At 55.2% G+C, this 20,041-nt stretch carries 17 protein-coding genes; 1 reads left to right on the top strand and 16 read right to left on the bottom strand.

Annotated features, from left to right (window positions below; genetic code table 11):
- Nucleotides 1–95: 95 nt before the first annotated feature.
- The 15 genes from RB297_RS14135 to RB297_RS14205 all read right to left on the bottom strand — a co-directional run bounded on the left by RB297_RS14135 (nucleotide 96) and on the right by RB297_RS14205 (nucleotide 18,470).
- Nucleotides 96–1,337, bottom strand: a complete 1,242-nt coding sequence (locus RB297_RS14135; protein WP_375120746.1) for an MFS transporter — start codon at nucleotides 1,335–1,337, stop codon at nucleotides 96–98.
- 54 nt (nucleotides 1,338–1,391) lie between these two features.
- On the bottom strand, nucleotides 1,392–4,490 hold the full coding sequence (locus tag RB297_RS14140; protein ID WP_375120921.1) for a glycoside hydrolase family 2 TIM barrel-domain containing protein: 3,099 nt from the start codon (nucleotides 4,488–4,490) through the stop codon (nucleotides 1,392–1,394).
- Between the two features lie 150 nt (nucleotides 4,491–4,640).
- A complete protein-coding gene (locus RB297_RS14145) occupies nucleotides 4,641–5,453 on the bottom strand; it encodes a carbohydrate ABC transporter permease (protein WP_012819319.1) in 813 nt (270 codons plus the stop codon).
- Complete coding sequence (locus tag RB297_RS14150; RefSeq protein WP_096775152.1) at nucleotides 5,450–6,469, bottom strand: carbohydrate ABC transporter permease; 1,020 nt, start codon at nucleotides 6,467–6,469, stop codon at nucleotides 5,450–5,452. Before RB297_RS14150 ends, RB297_RS14145 begins: the two co-directional genes overlap by 4 nt.
- Nucleotides 6,470–6,492: 23 nt before the next feature.
- Nucleotides 6,493–7,770, bottom strand: a complete 1,278-nt coding sequence (locus RB297_RS14155; RefSeq protein WP_096775151.1) for an ABC transporter substrate-binding protein — start codon at nucleotides 7,768–7,770, stop codon at nucleotides 6,493–6,495.
- A gap of 141 nt (nucleotides 7,771–7,911) precedes the next feature.
- Nucleotides 7,912–9,087 (bottom strand): response regulator transcription factor, encoded by a 1,176-nt coding sequence (locus tag RB297_RS14160; RefSeq protein ID WP_176502478.1) that lies wholly within the window; start codon nucleotides 9,085–9,087, stop codon nucleotides 7,912–7,914.
- Nucleotides 9,065–10,810 carry a cache domain-containing sensor histidine kinase gene (locus RB297_RS14165; protein WP_375120747.1) on the bottom strand — a complete coding sequence of 582 codons (1,746 nt, stop codon included), beginning with the start codon at nucleotides 10,808–10,810 and terminating at the stop codon, nucleotides 9,065–9,067. The genes RB297_RS14160 and RB297_RS14165 overlap by 23 nt, the downstream gene beginning before the upstream one ends.
- A gap of 216 nt (nucleotides 10,811–11,026) precedes the next feature.
- The gene (locus tag RB297_RS14170) at nucleotides 11,027–12,733 is read right to left on the bottom strand and encodes an amylo-alpha-1,6-glucosidase (RefSeq protein ID WP_375120748.1); all 1,707 of its coding nucleotides are present in this window, start codon (nucleotides 12,731–12,733) and stop codon (nucleotides 11,027–11,029) included.
- A 273-nt stretch (nucleotides 12,734–13,006) separates the two neighbouring features.
- Nucleotides 13,007–13,699, bottom strand: a complete 693-nt coding sequence (locus RB297_RS14175) for a YqeB family protein (RefSeq protein ID WP_375120749.1) — start codon at nucleotides 13,697–13,699, stop codon at nucleotides 13,007–13,009.
- The gene (locus RB297_RS14180; RefSeq protein WP_375120750.1) at nucleotides 13,692–14,291 is read right to left on the bottom strand and encodes a TetR/AcrR family transcriptional regulator; all 600 of its coding nucleotides are present in this window, start codon (nucleotides 14,289–14,291) and stop codon (nucleotides 13,692–13,694) included. The genes RB297_RS14175 and RB297_RS14180 overlap by 8 nt, the downstream gene beginning before the upstream one ends.
- A 169-nt stretch (nucleotides 14,292–14,460) precedes the next feature.
- Nucleotides 14,461–14,658 (bottom strand): hypothetical protein, encoded by a 198-nt coding sequence (locus RB297_RS14185; protein ID WP_009594397.1) that lies wholly within the window; start codon nucleotides 14,656–14,658, stop codon nucleotides 14,461–14,463.
- 20 nt (nucleotides 14,659–14,678) lie between these two features.
- Nucleotides 14,679–15,887, bottom strand: a complete 1,209-nt coding sequence (locus RB297_RS14190; RefSeq protein WP_375120751.1) for a hypothetical protein — start codon at nucleotides 15,885–15,887, stop codon at nucleotides 14,679–14,681.
- Nucleotides 15,884–16,351, bottom strand: a complete 468-nt coding sequence (locus RB297_RS14195; protein WP_096775145.1) for an RNA polymerase sigma factor — start codon at nucleotides 16,349–16,351, stop codon at nucleotides 15,884–15,886. The genes RB297_RS14190 and RB297_RS14195 overlap by 4 nt, the downstream gene beginning before the upstream one ends.
- A gap of 520 nt (nucleotides 16,352–16,871) precedes the next feature.
- Nucleotides 16,872–17,828, bottom strand: a complete 957-nt coding sequence (locus RB297_RS14200; RefSeq protein WP_213580580.1) for an NAD-dependent epimerase/dehydratase family protein — start codon at nucleotides 17,826–17,828, stop codon at nucleotides 16,872–16,874.
- Between the two features lie 123 nt (nucleotides 17,829–17,951).
- Nucleotides 17,952–18,470 (bottom strand): TetR/AcrR family transcriptional regulator, encoded by a 519-nt coding sequence (locus RB297_RS14205; protein WP_096775143.1) that lies wholly within the window; start codon nucleotides 18,468–18,470, stop codon nucleotides 17,952–17,954.
- A gap of 246 nt (nucleotides 18,471–18,716) precedes the next feature.
- Between RB297_RS14205 and RB297_RS14210 the strand changes: the two genes are divergently transcribed.
- On the top strand, nucleotides 18,717–19,187 hold the full coding sequence (locus RB297_RS14210; RefSeq protein WP_375120752.1) for a DinB family protein: 471 nt from the start codon (nucleotides 18,717–18,719) through the stop codon (nucleotides 19,185–19,187).
- Between the two features lie 121 nt (nucleotides 19,188–19,308).
- On the opposite strand, the gene RB297_RS14215 is transcribed toward RB297_RS14210, so the two are convergent.
- Nucleotides 19,309–20,040: a nucleoside phosphorylase gene (locus RB297_RS14215; RefSeq protein ID WP_213580406.1), complete on the bottom strand. Its 732-nt coding sequence runs from the start codon at nucleotides 20,038–20,040 to the stop codon at nucleotides 19,309–19,311.
- Nucleotide 20,041 lies beyond the last annotated feature (1 nt).

Here is a 20,041-nt window from a genome sequence, read left to right on the forward strand (position 1 = left end):
ATGCAGATGATTTCGGATGAATCTCTGGAGAACGGGCAGCAAGCGCCGAAAGGGCCGTCTAAAAAGGAATCCCCTTTTTAGACAGCCCTCCACATTCATGACTCGATGCTGCTATTTAATCTCTTGGATAAAACCGGACGAATCCACCATACGTAATACAAACCGCATAAGAGCAGCACGCCGGCGGTGGCCAGAAAGGGAAGCCGGTAATCCTGCCGGGCCAGGATCAGTCCGGCGACAAAGGTTGCCCCGGACGAACCTAAACTCCGGAATACCGACCGCATGCCGGCGTACAGGTTTCGTTCCTTCTCATTGAAAGCCGACATCAGCAGACTGTCCAGCAGATTGGACAGCATGGTCACGCCGCCGCCCCGCAACAGAAACAGCCCGACGAACAGCCATACGGGGAGAATCATGTACAGCGCGGCAAACAGCAAAATATTGACGATAAATACCGAGATAATGGCCGTGTTATAACCGAACCGCTCCATGACGTACGGCGTCATCAATGAGCATATAAACAGCAGGATCGCGCCGATGGCCAGAATCAGGGATACCTGGTCGTCCATCCAATCCAGGCGGAACTTCACGATGACGTTCAGGAAGGAGCCCGTCATGGCGATACAGCCACCGAGCAGCGCGGTAAACACGGCGAACAGCCATAAGGTCCCGGACGATAGAGGTCCCATTAACCTGAACCATCCTCTTGAAGGCGAAGCTGCCGGCGCTGCCTCTTCCAAAGCCTTGTGCTCGGCAGGCAGCCAGAACGCCCGGATGACGCCGTGAAGCACAAGCACCAGCCCGGTGAGCAGAAGCGACACTTCATAGCCCCTGCTTCCTTCGAACCCCTTCGAGATATATCCGGCCGCGAGCGTTCCGAGTCCCGTAAAAGCCGTAAAGACGGCAAACATCAGGGAGAATGCACGGGCTTCCTCTTTACGGGACCTGCAATAATGGAAGAGAAGCTGGATCTCCGTTGTTTCCACCAGCGTCAACCCGGCAGACACCATGACTTGAGCGGCATAGAACCACAGCAAATCATCGCTGACGGCAAACAGCACATTGCCTGCGGCGATAAAGAATACGCCGGTAACCAGCAGTTTTTTTCTTCCTGTCCGGTTGGCGAGCAGGGATACCGGAATGGCGAGCACGCCCATAATCAGAATGCCCGTTGACACCAACGCGCCGATCTCGTCTTCCCTTAGCCCCCGGAAGAGCAGATGCAGATTCAGGACGAGTGTATAGAGGCCGATGCCGATGCCGTAGAAGGCCTCGCTTATCAGGAACCGGCGCACCCCCGTAGACAGCTGCAGCAGATCTTTGATGTAAAAGGACATGTTATTCCCCTTCTCCAGAAAATCCGGTAACGATATGAGATGAACATCACCGGGTTACTCGTATAATCCCGCTTCCGAGCGCATCCGCCTGCTCAACCGTACAGGATCGGTATCCTCGGCAGCGTAAGGCTTCAGCAGCATGCGGAACGAGAACGGCTCCGGCTTGATCGAGTGCTCGGGAGCCTGTGCCGGACCGCAGCTGTTGCTGCCAAGCCCGTTCTGCCGGTAATCCAGGTTCAGCGTAATGAAACGCTGCGGAACCAGATCGCTGGCATGCGCGGCAGACTCCACGTCCTGATCGGTGTAGCGGCTCGCACTGAAATTAAGGGAGGGGTCGCCTACGGCAAGAAGCCCCAACCCCGCACCATCCGCCAGCGAGACCCAGCGGACATCCGAGCGGTTCCCGTTTTCCTGCGGATAGATATAGGGCGTAAACAATTTATCCACGGTGCTGCGGTATTCCCCGAACCGTCCCGCTTCCAGGCTGTCAGGGTAGCTTTCCCCAGGTCCTCTGCCGTACCACCGGACATGTTCCATGTCGCCCGCGACTTGCATTTGCAATCCGATTTTGGGCAGCATGCCGGGCGGCGTGCCGATCGGCTCACCCTTCACGTCCATGATGATCAGGCCGCTGGAAGTGATCGTATAGGTCGTTTCGCAGCGGAAGCCCCAGTCGTATACCGGCGGAGCGATGCGGGAAACCCGCTTTACCTCAACGCATTCCCGGTCCAATCGCTTCCATTCGAAATGATCGACCCGCTCGGAGAGCCGGTCCAGATGGGCCTTGCGCCAATCCGGAAGCACGTACATGTCGTTATCGATCGGCGGACGCCAGAAATTCAGCGCCGGTCCGCCAAGTGCAATTCTTTTGCCATGCATGGACAAGGTTTCGAAGCCGGCATGAAGGGCGCTGAGGGACAGCTGAAAGCTTCCATTCCCGACGTGAAGGCCATGCTTCTCCTCGCTAATCTGCAGCGCTCCCCGCCGTAAGGCAGCCGTCGGCTCGAATTCGGGCTTCGACGATTCCCGCAGCAGAAGCTGGGACCATGCCACTTCATGTCCCCGTTCCGCCCAGCGGCAGTCCGCGGCCAGCGAGAGGGATACCTCCAGCCACAGCTCGGCATACGGATTCACGCCTATTGTCGCTTGCTCCAAGGCCTTCAGGAGGCTTAGCTCCGCGCTTGTGCCTGCTTCGATGCGGGGAAGCTGCAGGACTCCGCTGTGGACAAGCTGTCCATCGGACAGCACCCGGTAATGGGCCTGCAGATGATCCAGCGAAATGAAATCATAGCGGTTCATGATATGAAGCACACCGTGTCTTCGCATCGACATGCGGACAGGCTCAATGACCTTTTTGTATTCCAGAAGTCCGGGTGAAGGCGTCCGGTCCGGACGGACCAAACCATCGATGACGAAATTGCTGTTATTCGGCACATCGCCGTAATCGCCGCCGTACGCATAATCCATCCGGCCGTCCGGGGTCCTTCTGCTCAGCCCGTGATCGATCCATTCCCATACGAAACCACCCGCAAGGCGGGGATGCGCTTCAAAGGCATCGAAGTAGGGACGCAAGCCTCCGGGGCCGTTGCCCATCGCGTGCGCGAATTCGCACAGAATATGCGGTTTGGGATGATCGGCCATTTTGCCGAAGCCCTCCATCTTCTCGACGGAGGAATACATCGTGCTCACCACGTCGCACACCTCGGCTTCCCGGTCCTCCTCGTAATGGATCAGCCTCGTCGGATCATGCTCCCGGCACCACTCCGCCATCGCGCGGAAATTGCAGCCGAAGCCGGATTCGTTGCCGAGGGACCAGAACAGCACGGACGGATGGTTCTTATCCCGCTCCACCATTCGACGGACGCGGTCCACGTACGCTTCCTTCCAATCCGGATCGTCGCTCAGGCGGGAAATGTTGCCGAGCGGCTCAAAGCCGTGGGTCTCCAAATCCGTCTCTTCCATCACGTACAGCCCGTACACGTCGCACAGCTCGTAGAACCGGGGATCATTCGGGTAATGAGCGGTCCGTACGGCATTGATGTTGTGCTGTTTCATCAACCGGATGTCCTCCAACATCGTGGACAGGGTGACAGTTCGGCCCGTATCCGGATGATGGTCATGGCGGTTGATGCCTTTCAGCAGGATTGCCTTGCCATTTACCAGAAGCTGTCCGTCCTTCACTTCGATGGAGCGGAAGCCGACGCGCTGCGCCACCGTCTCCAGCGTCTCCCCCTGATTATCCCGCAGGGTGATCACCAGGTGGTACAGCGCCGGTGACTCGGCACTCCATAAATCCGGGCCCGCCACCTCGATCTCAAAATTCTCCACGGAAGAGTGCCCGACGTCTTTGCCGGTTGACCCCGCTTCCGCTTCGGCGCCATTCAACAGCTGCAACTGGACGAAGCCGCGCTCCGTACCTTCCAGCTCCAATTGCACCTGCAGCTTCGCGTTTCGATACTCCGCATCCAGCTCGGTCGTTACGCGGAAGTCGTTGACGCGAAGAGCCGATGGCTCCGCGATCAGGTATACGTCCCGGAAAATGCCGCTCATCCACCACATGTCCTGGTCTTCCAGGTAGCTTCCATCGGACCATTGGTATACCCGGACGGACATCTTGTTAACGCCGGGCTTCACATAAGGGGTCAGATCGAATTCCGAAGTCAGCCGGCTCCCCTGGCTGTAGCCGATAAACGACCCGTTCAGCCACACATGGAACGCGCTGTCCACCCCGTCGAATTTGACGCAAATTTTTCTGCCGTCCCAATGCAGCGGAAGCTCGAACTCGCGGACATAGCTCCCGGTCGGATTCGCATTTGGCACATGCGGCGGGTCCACGGGGAACGGATAGTACAAGTCCGTGTAATGCGGATGCCCGTAGCCCTGCAGCTGCCAGTGTCCCGGAACCGGGAGGTCATCCCAGGCCGATACATCGTAATCCTCCTCATAAAATGCTTCCGGAGCGCTCTCCGGCTCCTCGGCATAGTGGAATTTCCACACCCCGTTCAGCGATTGGTACCAGGCCGAGCTGCCTCTGTCATAACTGAGCGCTCCGTCCGCATCCGCGAACGGAATGAAATAGGCCCGGCTTTTTGCCCGATTTCGTTCCAGCACGCTCAGGTCATCCCAGTCGCGGCCGATACGATGGTCTTTCATCATGTCTCTCCATCCTTTCCCAAGCGGTCTAAGCTTCTAGAGGTCGTTCAAAAAGCCATCTTTCCATGACTTTTTGAACACGCACTTCTATGTTCTGATGCTGCTTCAAGCTCCATATCCATTGTGGATGCCTCTTATCGCCGGCACCCTTTACCCCTTGATCCCCGTTGTGGCGATGCCGCCAACGATATAACGCTGCGCGAAGAAAAAGACGGCCAGCGGCGGAATCGAGATCAGGCAGGTGATGGCCATAATGGATTGCATGTCGACGCCGTGCATACCCTTGAATTGGGATAACCCCAGCGTCAGCGTATATTTCGTCTGGTCGTTCAGGAAGATGAGCGGGCCCAGGTAATCGTTCCAGCAGCTCATCATATGGAACACGGCCACCAGGATGAGCGACGGACCCATCAACGGCACGATGATCCGCAGCAGAACCGTCATTTTGCCCGCCCCGTCAATCGTTGCCGCTTCATCCAGCTCCTTCGGCAAGGTCATGATGAACTGGCGCAGCAGAAAAATGAAATAAGCGGAGCCGAACCAGGACGGAACGATGAGCGGTTTGAGCGTATTGATCCAGCCCAGGTAATTGAACTCCATATACTGCGGAATCATGGTCACTTCCCAAGGAATCATCATGGTGGCAAGCACGATCAGGAACAGCGCGTCCCGCCCCTTGAATTGAAACCGGGCAAACCCGTAAGCTACCAGCGTGCACGAGACGAGCTGCCCGAGCGTCGACAGCAGCGTCACGATCAGCGTATTTTTCAAAAACAGGTTAAACGGCTGAATGCTCCAGGCCTCCGCGAAATTGCTGAACCTCCACACGGAAGGAAACCATTTCGGAGGAAACAGATACAGCTCCTGCTGCGACTTCAGCGCCGTCGTGACGGCCCAGAAGAGCGGAGCAATGAACAGCAGCGAGCACAGAATGAGCAGTGCGTACGTGATCACCTTTTTCATACGGAACCTCCCTCCCTGCTGGCTTGAACCCCTTGCTTGGCACGCTTCGGCTTCGCCTTCTCCTTCTCCTTCTTTGTCTTCATCTCGCCCTCATAGAACACCCAGGCCTCCGAAGACTTGAACACGAGGAACGTCAGCGTCAGCACGATCAGGAACATAAACCAGGCGTTGGCTGCGGAATACCCCATCTTGAAATATTTGAACGCATTCTCGTACATGTACATCGCATAGAAAAACGTCGACTTCAGCGGGCCTCCGCCCGTGAGCAGAAGCGCCAGCGTCAGCTGCTGGAACGCGGCGATGATGGACGTAATCAGGTTGAACAGCAGCGTGGGCGTGATCATCGGAATGGTCACATTGAAGAACTGCCGAATCTTGCCCGCCCCGTCCATCGAGGCCGACTCATACAGGTCCTTCGGAATTCCCTTGAGACCCGCCAGAAAAATAAGCATCATCGAGCCCTGTCCCCATAGGCTTGCAATGACCATGGCGACCAGGGACCACTTCGTATCGTTCAGCCAGTCCGGCCCTTCGATGCCGACCAGCGATAAGAAATAGTTCAGGATTCCGTAATCCCCGCTGTATACCCAGGACCAGATCATGGCGAGGGCGACGCCGGAAATGACCGACGGCAGGTAGAAGGCGGTGCGGAAGAATGCGCTCCCTTTTACCTTCTGATTCAGCAGCATGGCAAGCCCCAAAGCCACGATGATGTTCAACGGCACGAACAAAGCCGCGAATTTCAGCGTAACCAGCAGCGATTTCCAGAACAGCGGATCGTTCGAGAACATCTCCACATAGTTGTCGATGCCGACAAAGGTCACTTGGCCTACGATCGGCCAATCAAAAAACGAAATGACGAGGGAGAACAGCAGCGGGCCAAGCGTGAAAACCAGGAATCCGAATATCCATGGAAAAATGAAGAGGTAGGGCACGGCCCCACCCCAACGTTTTGGTCCAAGTCGCTTCGGGGCCGCTGTCTGCTGTTGTGGGTAAGGCACTTGCGTTTGGGCCATTTTCGCGAACCTTCTTTCTTCGATTATTTCAAATAGCGTTCGCTATCCTTCACCGCCTGGTTCAGAACCTCCTGCGCATCGCTGCCGAACATGACGGATTCCACGGCTGCCGACAGTTGGCGGTTCACTTCGTTCCATTTTGGATTCAGCAGAAAGGCCGGCGTATTGTCCGAGCGCTCCAGCATCGTGTAATACGGCTTGTAGAGCGGATCCTGGTCCTTCTTCAGCTCGTTGACCACGCTGACCCGGACCGGCAGGTCGGCCACGCGCATTTTGATCGCTTCATCCGATACGTAGAATTTGATGAACTCCCACGCCAGATCCTTGTTCTTGGAATCCTTCGCTATGGATAACGCGGATTCGGCCAATACGCCCTTCACTGGCTTGCCCTCGAAGGCCGGCATCTCTACCGTGCCCACATCGATTCCGGCTTCCCTGAAGGATTCCAGCGGCCAGATGCCGCTCTCCCACATGGCAATCTTGCCGGCTTTGAAAATATCCTCACCGCTCTGCTGCCCTTTGCCTCCGGTCAGGACTGCCGAGCCGTTCTTGAGCATATCGCCCAGCATCTGAATGGCTTCCGCCGTTTCCTTGCTGTTCATGTAGCCTTCGATCGTCGTGCCGTCCTCCGAGATGAAGGATCCGCCGTTGCTCCATACGAACCCTTGAAGGTCATACGTATCGTTCTCGGCCCGCACGCCGAAGCCGTACTGCTTCTTCGATTTATCCGTCAGCTTCTGGGCGATTTCCTGGAATTCCGCCCATGTCCATCCATCGCTCGGGTAAGCAATGCCCGCATCGTCGAACATCTTCTTGTTGTAGTACACCACCCGGGTCGTAAAGCCCGCCGGGATTCCGTACAGCTGATCGTCGATCTTGCCGTAGTTGAACAATCCTTGGTAAAAATCATCGATGTTCAAATCCTCGTCCTTGGACGCGTAACCGTCCAGCGGCTCCAAGGACTGGTGATACGTCGGAAAATCCCACATGTACATCACGTCCGGCGGATTGGCTGCGCCGAATCCGGCGGCCAGCTTCTGATCGAATCCGTCGGCATAGGCCTCGACCTGCACCTTCGTGCCGGGATGCGACTCTTCGAACTTCTTGGCGATCTCCTGCTCGATCTTCAGCGCATCTCCCGTATCCCATGTCGCGAAACGAAGCGTGGTTGCCGCCTCCGACGAGCTGCCGTCCGGCTGCTTCGCGCTGCCGGTCCCGCCGCTGCCGCCGCATGCGGCCAGCAGCGATGCCATTAACGTCATAACCGAAACCATTGCGATCCATGACATTTTCTTTTTCATATTGTCAGCTCCCCTAAAGTATTGAGTTGATATGAATTGAACCGCTTTCATCATAACTCGGATGAAAGCGGTTCAAAACGTGCGCTGATTCGCAGATGATCGTATTTTTGTTCGAACTTTAGCCCGCGGGTGTTCATTTGTTTACGATGATTCCCCTTTTTGTTCGGCACGGTATTGGCTTGGCGTCTGACCCGTGCAGCGCTTGAACCATTTGCTGAAATATTTGCTGTCTCCGAGTCCCGTCTTCTCGGCGATCTCCTGCATCGTTAAGGAGGTTTCGCGCAGTAGGCCGTAAGCAAGGCGGAGCTTGCGCTTATATTGGAACGCGATGAAGCTGTCGCCGACCGTTTTCTTGAACAGGATCGAAAAATGGCTGCGGCTCAGCCCCACCTGCTGGGCCAGCTCCGCTGCCGACCACTCGTCCGCGGGATGTTCGTGCAGCAGATGAACCGCCTGCAGGATCGGCTCCGGCCACTGCTCTCCGTTCAGACCGTACACCCGCTCCAGTTCGGCTTCCTTGTGCAAGGATTGAAAGGCTTTCTGCACATCCACCGAGTCCTGAAGACCTCCCCGCCAATTCCAGGCAAGCTTCCCGCATCGGCTCTTAATCTCCACCAGCAGCCCGTCCGCCGCTTCCTTATATTCCTCCGGCACGGCCCAATAGCAGCTGTCCGCGCCGTACGGGACCCGCTTGCTGCTGCGCAGTCCCGGCTCCTCGGAGCCCTGCTCCTTCAGCAGGTGCTCCCAACTGCCGCTGCAGCCCGCCGTTTTGATCAGATACAGCGAAATGCGCTTGCCCTCTCCCAGCCCGGCGCGGCTGCAAAGCTCCCGGAGTTCTCCGGGGAAACGGTCGCTGTGCCCGTTAAGCCAAGCAAACAAATGGGCGGAAACCTGTTCTTCCAGCCCGTACACGTTGGCCGGCGCATCAGACAGCTCGCGTTGAAATTTACCCAGCATCGCTTCGAGCTCTTCGTCCTCGAAGGCGGTTTTCAGCAGATATCCGGACGCGCCAAGCCGCATCCCTTCCTGGGCATATTCGAAATCCCGGTGGCAGCTGAGCAGAATGATCCGGGTTTCCGGCGCAGCCTCCTTCACCTTCCGGGAGAGCTCGATCCCATCCATCTCCGGCATGACGATATCCGTAATGACGACCTGCGGCCGAAACTCCAGAAAAGCCTCCCAGGCTGCCTGGCCGTTGGGGCTGTCCGCCACAACCTCCATCCCGAACCGTTCCCAGGGCACCGTGGAGCGGAGTCCCTTGCGCACAATGCTTTCGTCGTCGGCAATCATCACTTTAATGTTCCCTGTATTCATCATCGAAAGACTCCTCCCTTTTCGGCCAGCGTATGATGATCGTTGTTCCTTCTCCCTTAACCGAATGCACCTTCAGTCCGTAGAGCGGACCGAAATGCAGCTTGAATTTCTGGTCGGCGTTCCGCACGCCAAGCCCGCCGCGGCCCTTCCGCTTCGTCTCCGGCGAAAACAACCGCGCCAGTTTGTCCTCCCTGATGCCGGCTCCGTTATCGCGGAGCGTGAGCACAAGCTCGTCATGATCCTCCTCGACCTTGACATGGATCGCTCCCTGCCCGTCCGTAAAGGCATGGAAAAATATATTCTCGAACAGCGGCTGAAGCGTCATCCGCGGAATCAAATACGGCAGAAGCGAATCATCGCAATCCAGGCGATAACGAAATACTTCACCGTACCGGATTTCCTGAATCTTCAGGAAGTGGCCGATCATGCGCAGCTCCCTGTTTAGGGTAACGAGCTCCTGGGAAATATCCAGATTTCCCTCCAGCACCATCGTCAGATGGTACAGCATCTGGCGAATGTCCTCCGCGCCTTGCAGCCGGGCCTTCCACTGGATGGAATTCAGGGTGTTGAACAGCAGATGGGGGTTGATCTGATAATGGAATGCGCGCAGCTCGGCCTCTTTTTTCAGCCGCTCGCTCTGCTCCACCTCGCCAATCAGGGTCTGCACGCCCGTTACCATCCGGTTAAAACTCATGTCGAGGCTGCCCAGCTCATCCCTGCCCTCGATCGGCGTACGGGTATCCAGCTTGCCGAAGCTTACCTTCTGCATCGAGTCCTTCAAGGTCCGGATCCGCGAAGTGAACCGGGAGGAGAACAGATAGGCGATGCCAAAAGCGAGCAGGCAGGAGACGATGGCAACAACCATCGTGTTCGCCCGGATCACGTCCGAGGATTGATAGAACGCCTTGGCGGGAATTCTGGCTTCCATGGTCCATTGGTTGGCGTCAATCGTCCGGGTCCAGGCCACATCGCTGTCATGGGGCGTATACGGAGCGTCCGTCTCATACACGACCGTGCCGTCCGGCGATGTAATAAGCAGGTGGGCATGCGTATCGGCCTCGAACTTGGCATAACTTCGCAGCAGCTCCTCGGCGTTCTCCTCGATCAGGATGACGCTTCCGTCCTGAGCCTTGTCCGGGTGATGGATCGGCACCGCCAATCCTAGGACAGGCACGTTGTCGCTATCGCTGTTATTAATGGAATGATCCTGCGGATAGAAGCCCAGCCAATAGGTGCCGGCATAGGCTTTCGGCCTGGCGTTCCACGCCGGGATATTGCCGAGTTTGTTCACGTCCAGGTTGTTCTCCCCATAGTAATAACCGGAGCTCGTTATGATGTAGATTCCGGCTGTCAGCTGCGTCCGCAGGGACTTCAACAACGATTCGAAATCGTTCTTCTCCATGATGTCGCCATAGGTGGACGGCGTCCCGTTCGCGATTCCCGAATGGCTCGGGTCCAGCAGGTAGGAATAAATCGTCTCCGCCGTCTGCTTCATCCGCCCCAAAGCCGAACTGGTCTGCTGCTCCAGCTGCGCTACGGCATTATCGCCGTATTTGCCGAACTGGGAGTTAATCACTTTAGCGGATTGCACATAGGAAAGTCCGCCAAGCGAGAACAGCGGAATCAGGGTGACGACTAAAAAACAGGTAAGCAGCTTGGTTCTTATGCTGTGATAGGTGCCGGTGAACATCCGTCCGGCTCGGTCTTTGATTCCCTGAAAATTCATGGTTACTCTCCCCATTGTCGTATCGAATCGTATCGTGAATATGCATCCGATCGTTCGCCATGCGGCTGTACTCTTACGAGATCCCGTGATACCGCTTTCATTATAAACCTGAACAAAGGGCTTGTAATTAGGCGGCAACTGGAAAATGAAAGGAAACGGAAAAAGCACCTCCTCCGCAAGGCCAAAAGCCCGGGAAGAAGTGTGATTCCGTGACAGTTATAACGTGTATTCATGTCCCAAAATCAAAAATACGCTGGAGGTCCAGGTGAAAGCCCGATCGCGCAGCCCGGCTCCGGTCAGGGCATCAAAATTCTCGGCCATGCCGCTGAGACTGACCATTCGGCAGTACCGCTGCGCAATCTCCATGGCCAGCTCCTTATCGCCGGCCGCCGCCACCCCTTCGACCAGCAGCATCGTGGAAGGAGCCCAGATCGGCCCGCGCCAATATCCGTCCGGCTTATAGTATGGGCTGCTTACGCTTTCGGTCGCCCAGCCGTTGCTCGTCAGAAATCGGCTTTCATCCCGAAGCCCTTCCAGCAGAGCCGTGCGGATATGCTCGGGAAGGCGTTTACCCAGCAGAATAGGAACGAACAGCAGCAGGCTGTCCCCTTCGGACGGCTCATGCGTTCCCGAACGGCAGGCCGTAAACCGGCCGTCCTTCCAGAAGTGCCGAATCATGCGGTCCAGCGTATCGTCCGCTCTCCGTCTCCATCCGGCCGACTCCTCCGACAGGCCCAGCAAGCCCGCGATTTCGGCCAGCGTCTCCATCTGGATAATCAGATAAGCGGCAAGGTCTGGACTCTCGACGGGAATGCCATTATTGAACGCCGTGCTGTTGTCCCAGCCCGAGTCGTTGCCGTGGTTATACTGGGGAATGCCGTCGCCGTCATGATCCCGGTGCGTGAACCACCACTGCGTCCATTTCGCTAGAGGGCCATAGACCTCGCGCAGCTGGGCCTCCTTGATGTAATCCGTCCGACGCATCATCCAGGCCAGCGTCCAGCCGTGAATCGGCGGTTTGTTGCAATTCCAAAGCTCGTATTTATCGTTCACGAAGTCCGGGATCAGGCCGCTCTCATCCTGCCGGTCAAAAAAGATCATGAACTGGTCCCAAGCCAGCTCCGGCTGATGCCGTACGAGAGCCATCGCGTTAAAGCAGTTGTCCCAGCTCCAGATGTTGGTCATCCAATTCTTGGACATGTACATGGCCGGGCGGGTCAGGCAGCCTTCGGCGGGAACCACGCAGGACCAGGTAATATAGGCGGCCAGCTCCCTGGCTTCCTGCCACTGCTCAGAGACGGCAAGGGTATTGTTCAGCCATCTGGCGTAATCCTCGCGAGCGCTTACAACCGCATCGTCGAAGGACTCCCATTCACCGCGCGGCTTCAAGACGGTCATGAACTCTTCGACCGCAAATTCGGCCACATTGGATGCAGGATCCACGGAAAAGTCGGCGGTCACACGCGAGCTCTTGATCTCGTTCCATTCAACCTCCATGCCCATCTGGCCCGCAAGCCGGGTCAGCATGAAGCGGCAGCCATGCGTGAAGCTGTTCACCTCCCAGCCGTCCGGATGGGTCTCATAGGCATAATCATACGCGGCGGGGAAAAAGGTAAGCCGGATGCCGCAGCCTTCCGAGCGGAATCGCACGGTCCGGGAGTCCGATATGCAAATATCCGCATGGCCTAACGAATCGGATGCCGTTAGCCTGATGTTGTCGGGTGATGCGATTGGTTCAAACGGAACCGGCTCGTTCTGCCGGTTTAGCAGTTCTATCAGAAACGCCTCGCCAAACTTGTCATCCCCTCCGCGGACGGTTCGCAGGTAAAGACCTTGTCTGCGATCCTTGGCCGCTGGCAGGAGGGATATCGCCAAGAAGGACGCTCTTCGGCTGAAAGGTACGATATTCAGATCAAAATTCATAGGACATCTCCTTCGCTGAGGTATCGCTTTCATTGTAAAACTTCTCAAGGAAGGAGAGGACTGACGGATGTCTTGCCGATAGAGGGATATTGTTCGGGGCACGCTTGCTTTAGCGAGGGAGGTGTCATTTTGTTCGATATGAGGGGATACAAATGTGCGGGCGAATGTCTGGGGTGACCGCAGCCGATGACGGTCATCCCGGTCGGAGGATTCAATCTCCGTCCGGGATCGTCCGTTTATCGGACCAGCCAGCCCTCATGGTTGCTATGCCTGTTATGGCTTCTGCCCGTGCTGACGCCAATATTGTCTTTTTCCGTCATCGCGCACGGTAATGCCCAGCTTCGATAGTTCCCGGCGCAGATCAGCCGCGTCCTCTCGATTCTCGTTCTCGATGGCCTTCTCCCGTGCCAGGAAGAGCGCGTTCATGCTAGGCGTCAGTTCCGGCGAATCGGCAACCCATCTGACGTAATGGTCGGCGAACGGATCGCGGTCTCTCCAGGAGTAACCGTGCCGCTTGAAGGCTTCGGCCACCGTTTCCCGCTTGGCTTCGGGTTTCTCGCGATAGAGCTCCTCCCCCTCGTTGCCCAACAGGACCAGCTGCTTGCCGTCCATAAAGGCAGCGGAAACTTCTTCTCTCGTAAAGGTTTGTTCAGCTTCATGTATGCGGAGTGTAATCTCCTTGTCCGACAGGCGAACCGCAAGGCTTTCTTTAATGGCTAAGTGAGAGAGCACCGTCCCGGCAAGCAGCCCCACGAGAGCGGTTACGATAACAACCCATGGGCCCTGGATCGATGCGATCAACTCCAAGGGTCCTTGAAATGGCACCCAAGCCAGGCCCGTTGCCCAATCCGCAATGGCAGGCAGAAACCAGCCGACCACCGCGCCTAATAAAGGCGGCACCGCCCATACCAGCATCCGGTCTGCCCATGATAATCCGAGATCACTGTATTCCCTCTCGTTATTCAATGGGGTCCGCTCCTTTCCTGAGAACGCTGTTCACCGCTTCTTTCCAGACCGCTTGATAGTCCAGCGGAATCTCCATCATGATATAACTCGTGATATTATCGATGACCAGAGCCAGAACATAGGCCTTGGAATCCGCATGCTGACGATCGACGATCCCGAAGTCGACCCCCAGATTCATGAATTCCCGAAAGCCGTCCAGGAACGACTGCTGCATGGCAGCTACCCGCTGGCCGTAATTGTCATTCCGGTTTGCGGTCAGCATGAACTCGCTCAATAAGCGCATCACCGGCACGAAAGCTTCTTCCTCCTCGGGAAACATGCGCAGCCCGCCCTGGTACAGCTGCTCTGCAAAGTTAAACGCATTTAGCCCGGTCAGAGAGAAATAATGATCGAAATGATAATCGCTGAACATGTATTCAAAGACCCGCTCCACCAATTCATCCTTGGACGCAAAGTGATAGTAAATCGACGGTTTCGTAATGCCCACTTCGCCGGCAATCATCGCCAGGCTGGTCTTCTCGATGCCATGTGTCGCAAACAATCCGATGGCAGCCTCGACGATTTGCTGCGAGGTTAAATCCTTCTTTTTCACGCTGTCATCCGCTCCTTTTTTACCTACCGATAGGTAGAATTTTAAGATGGATGATGAAGGATGTCAATATTTTTTAACTACCGGTAGGCAAAAAAACTAAAAATCGCCGATGCTTATCGCATCGACGATTCATAAGAATTAGGATTTGTAGCTTAACCGGCTCAACCGATTAAAGCATTCTTCTTCCCATCATGATGATGGTTTCAAGCAGCGCCTTCCACTTTCCTTCGACCGTGCGTGCGGTCTTTGCGGCGTGGGCCGCTGCATTGCGTTTCGAGCGCAATTTCGTTGCCATCCGGCATCGTTCCAGTTCCTGACGGAGATCGCGAACATGCTGTTTGGCAATATCTTCATTATTGATATTCATGTTTCATTCCTCATTTCTTTTTATAGCGACAACATTCCGACATTACCAATACCTGCAAGCTCCTCTTCCGTCCCCTTCACTATAATACTTCCATTGTTTGCCCGAAGGTAAGGGTACAAAATGCCTTTAATTCTTTTTTCCCCTACAACGACTTCGCCGAAGAGATCCAGGGAGGACATCGAAGCCTTAATATCTTCCTCGGTGACGTCATCGTCAAAGGTCAGCGTCCCGTCAACAATGAAGCTGGCCGGCTGGCCCAAAGCCGCCAGCTGATCCCTCGACCAGGTCTCCTCCCCGCTGATGAACACAAACAGCCGCTCATAACTTACGATTTCCGTATTCAGGTTGGGGCAGCGCTCCCAGACCAGATCTTCGATCTCTTCGCCGCAAATGATGAACGAAGTTGACTGTATCTCCGACACGGCCTGGCTGAAGGCGTCCCGGGTCACGTCCGCCTCGAGAATGAGCGGCTTATTCGTGTAGAGCTTATGGCCTTTAAAGCGCCGTACGCTTCTTGCGTTTAGCCGTAACGGTTTGGTTACATACTCGAATCCTGCCGGGATCACCTCGACCAAGCCGTTGATCTTTTTCAATTTATCGTAGAAATACGGGGATTGATGTTCATGGATAATCGCCTTGCCGTTGACTTGGATCTTTTCAATCCGGGCCGAGAACTGCTCCATATCCAGCTCCTTATCCAGATGAACCATGCCGTTCAGGACCAGCTCCATAGGCTCGCTGTTGGAGGCCAGATATGCATTGTTCAGCTGCACTTTCCCGGACTCGAACCGGGGTTCGTATTCGTAAGCGTGAATCTCCGCGCTGGCGCCTCCCGCTTTGAGGAGTGCAGAGGTAACGGCAGCGGCCAGATGCCGTGGAGCATAGACCTCGCCGTTAACCACCAAGTGCAGCGTGCCGCTCTGGAATGCTTCAAGGGATACTCCTTTATCGATGATGACCGTGCCGTTAACGAATACGCGGTCCGGCTGCTCCAAGAGCTGAAAATATTCCTCGTTCAGCCGCAGCGTGCCGCTGTAATAACGGTGTCCCTCGGGGATTTCAATCGTCTTGCCGATATTGCCTGCGTTTTTCAACAGCGTGAGGAGGTGTGCCGTCTCTGCCCGGTATATTACGAGACCTACGTTTCCGATCCGTTCGATGCTTGTTACGGTTTCCTCCGTAGCCTGCGTAAGATCCAACATCCCTACATTCTCGATGATTCTGCTCATTTCATATCTTCCTCCCATAGTTTTCTCAATTTTTTGATGGCGGTTTGCAATTTGTAACGAACCGTGGCTGCCGGCATGCCCAGCTGCTCGCCGATTTCCTGGCTGGACATCCCGAGCCAAAAGCGCTTAAACACGATATCGCTCTGCGATTGCGGCAAACGGGCGAGCCATTCCGTCATTTCTATATTGCGGCTTGAAACGGGGAGCTCGGCGAAGACCAGATCATCCTCCCACGATACGAGCCGCTTCTCCCGGCGGCTAATATCGATCATGCGATTTTTGACGACTCTGAAGAACCAGGCCTTTTGCTTGTGAAGGGGCAGCGCTGCCAGGTTCGGCTCCTTGATGGCTTTCATAAAGGCATCCTGGACCAGATCATCCGCTTCGTAAGCATGCTTGGCGATGGATCTGGCATACCGCTGGACATCGTCCTTCAGATTTTCATAGAGATCACATACTTGCATTAGCCAACCTCTCACTTTTCGTTTTGTCTTTTCTGTTAATATAACGTTCGGGAAAAAGAAACTGATGGATATTCTCGAAAATTATTTTTCAACCAATCAAAAACACGCCGACCGTCTTCGCGGTCAGCGTGTTAACGAACATTAATCCCACATGGAGAACAGCACCAGCAGTACGGCTACTGCGCCCAGCAAGAGCGAGTGCCTGGAAAACCATATCGAACGCATCTCTTCCTTCATGCTTGCATCCTCCTTCTATTTTCATTCAGCCGCTAACAACTCCTCTTCCCTGATGCTTTAATCCCACCAGCTAAGCATGCACACCAGCATAACCGCCGCAAAGAAACCGTCCATAAACTTGAGCTGAAGTTTAGCCATATTGGATTCACCTCCTTCGAAGAGACAACAACTCGAGAGAGAAACCCTCGATTTATTATTGATTGATCAATTACTAATATCTAAAAAATAATCCCTTCGCATATCATGATATCGCTGCTGCGCCACTCTTCATGGCTTCCGCTGCTCATGCGCGTTTTTTCATTAAACTCCTCATGGTCGCCGCAATCGCCTGCTCATGAGGCGTCCATTGAATCGGACCGATCAGGCGCTCGTATTTCTCGCCGCTCAGCACCAAAGGCTCCTCGGTCAAATACAGCATCTCAACCACCTCTTTCATCACCGGATTGAATAACCCGATCAGGGAGAGCCCGATTCGTCCGAGCGGCATTACCGCCTTGCGCTTTCCGGCGGTCTGCTGCGCAATTCGCACCAGCTCATGGCCTGAAATCACGCCCGGTCCGGGGATATGCCAGTTCTGCCCGTAGGACTCCTCTCTCTCGGCAATCTCTACGATCATGCGGGCGGCATCCGGCAAATAGACGTATTCGCGGGGAACGCTCATGTTGCCGATGAAGGCGGTTGGCTTCCCGGCAGCAATGGCTTCCATCGTGACGGATAAATAGGATGCCTGCGCGGAAGGGCCATAGTAGTCGGGCAGCCTTACGATAAGAGGGTTTGCTTTATGCCAGCGCGACGAGAAGATCAGCTGCTCGTAGGCCAATCTTATTTTGCCCTTACGGGTATGCGGTTTTTTGGGATGATCCTCCGTTGCCTTTTCCATTAAGCGTCTGCCATAAGGATAGATTCCATCTACCACCACAACCTTGGTCCCCAGCTTCTCTGCAGCCGTCATGACCGATTCACCCAGCGGCAGCAGCCTGGATTCCATCTCGTGGTAAGGAATATTGGCACTTTGAAAAATAACGTCGGCCCCATCCGCGGCTCTTCGGATATCCTCCGGATTAAAGGCATCTCCCGTTTCCAGCGTAAGCAGAGGAGAATAGTCCAGCTGCTCAGCCAGCTCATTCAGCTTCTTAACGGAACGGCCGAAGGCTACCGTTTGAATTCCGCGCTTCACCAGCTCCGCCGTCAGTGGGGCCCCTACGCCGCCTGTCGCACCCAAAACAATCGCTTTTTTCATCATCAATCTCTCCTCATATTAAAATAAATTGATTGATCAATCACAATTGATTAAAAAAGAAATGCCCTTTCTCCACCGCGCACAACCTGATGCAGTACGCGGTGCGGCACATCGACGCGCGCCTTATCTTTTGGGCATCATATTCGGCATATCCATCGCCATGGCTACATTGCACAGCATCCCCCGGGCCAGAAAATCGGAGGTTTTCTTGTCGGCATCCTCGAATCCCGCTTTCACGAAAGCATGCTGAACCAGGTCCTTCACCTCGTTCATTCCCTGCTGCATCGCTTCGCGGATAGGCGCTTCCTGGATCGTCTGCGCCTGCATCTGCAGCAAGATTTCGCTGCGATGGGATTGCACGATCCCTTCGTACGCCCGGATCAGGCCCGTCTCCAATTCCTCCGGAGCAGCGGACTCGATGACCCCCTGAAATGCCTGCACGATGCGCTTCCAGGAGACCGTCAGCGATTCCACGAGCAGCGATTCCTTGGTAAAGAACCGATAGACGTAAGGCTGGGATATCGCTGCCCGTTCGGCAACCTGAGCCGTGGTCGCGCGATAGTATCCGATCTCTGCAAACACTTCGATTGCTGCTGCTACAATCTCATTTCGCCGATTCGCAGAGGTTGAAGCTCTAGCCATTCAACCAACCTCCTCTCACTCGTTTTGGTTTATTATTGATTGACCAATCACTAATTGAACTCAGTATATACGGTCCGTTTTCCTTTTGCAACTGTTTTCTTCCAAAATTATTGAATTCAACACCTGGGATAGCTTGAGCATAGGGGAGGAATCCGCTATTTCTTATCGAATTGTGTTTATGAACCGCAAATAAAACGGGAGCCTATTCCAAGACTTTATCCTGTAATCGATCAAGGAGGATCAACCATGAGTCATGAAGGTCAACAGCAATTCGAACGATGGCATAGACACCGTACGGTCTTGCTTCAGCTGCTGCAGGACGTACAGAGCGAGCATTTGGATTATAAACCGTGGGAAAATGCCTATACCTTGGGCGGATTAGCTGTTCATATTGCGGCAGCCTCGGATATGTTCCTGCGTTCCATCCAAAACGGCTCGTTTACTCCACCCTCGATTTCCACCCAATTCGAGACTATCGATGACATTCGAAATATCGTGCAAGCGTCGACCGAATCGACCAAGGCCCTTTTTGCCGAATTGTCCGACAGCCAGCTTGAGCAGCCGCTCGACTTCAATGGGTTCACAGCGCCCGGCAACGTGTGGTTAAACAATATGGTCGACCATGAAATCCACCATAAAGGACAGTTGTTTACTTACGTGCGGGCTGTCGGAATCGAGAAGGTTCCCTTCTTCACGCTTCAGCCGGCCAAGCAGTAAAAACAAGACACGGCTGGATTTGCTGTTTTAAGTTATCAAAAGGAAGTGCATCTTACTCAAAATAGAAAGCCGGATTTCCTGCAGCTTACGCTGAGGTAAATCCGGCTTTCTTCATCCCTGGCTAGCCTTGCTTCGCCAGCTTCACCACGGCCTGCAAAGCGGTGTTAATCTCGCGCTCCACTGCGTCGGCAACCACGTTTGTGTTCGGGTCGTACTCGGCCGCAAGGTCGGCGTCGGCAAAGCCGTCCATGGCCACAATCGCGCCGGCGCGAACGCCGCGGATCGCCGCAACGACGTACAGCGCCGCAATTTCCATCTCGACGCCGAGCGCGCCCGCCGCTTTATATTTCTGGTGCGGCACTTCCTCGACTCCGTTAAAGAACACGTCCAGCGTGACGGTTATGCCCTTGCGCACGACGCCTTCGCCGATCGCGAGAGCGGATTCGTACAACGCCTCCGCCACCTGGCTGTCCGCAACCGCCGGAAAACCGTCCGGTACCAGCTGCTTCGTCAGACCGTCCGTACGGATCGCCGCGGTGCTGACCACAAGGCTCCCCGCAGGGGTGTCCGCCCGATAAGACCCGGCGGTGCCCACGCGAATCAAGGTCTTCGCGCCTGCGCGGATCAGCTCCTCGAAGCAAACGGCCGCTCCCGGGCAGCCGACGCCATGGCTGGTTACCGCCAGCTCAACGCCTTCATGCGTCCCCACGAAAGTGCGGTACTCGCGGCTGAACGCCAGCTCGCGCGCATTTTCGAGCTTACGGGATATCGTCTCCGCGCGTTTCGGATCGCCGCAGACGATCACAAATTCAGGTATATCCTCTGAGTTCACTTGCAAAATAGGCATCAACATA

The sequence above is a fragment of the Paenibacillus sp. CR_12 genome, from assembly GCF_041953985.1.
GTDB classification, from domain to species: domain Bacteria; phylum Bacillota; class Bacilli; order Paenibacillales; family Paenibacillaceae; genus Paenibacillus_AQ; species Paenibacillus_AQ lautus_A.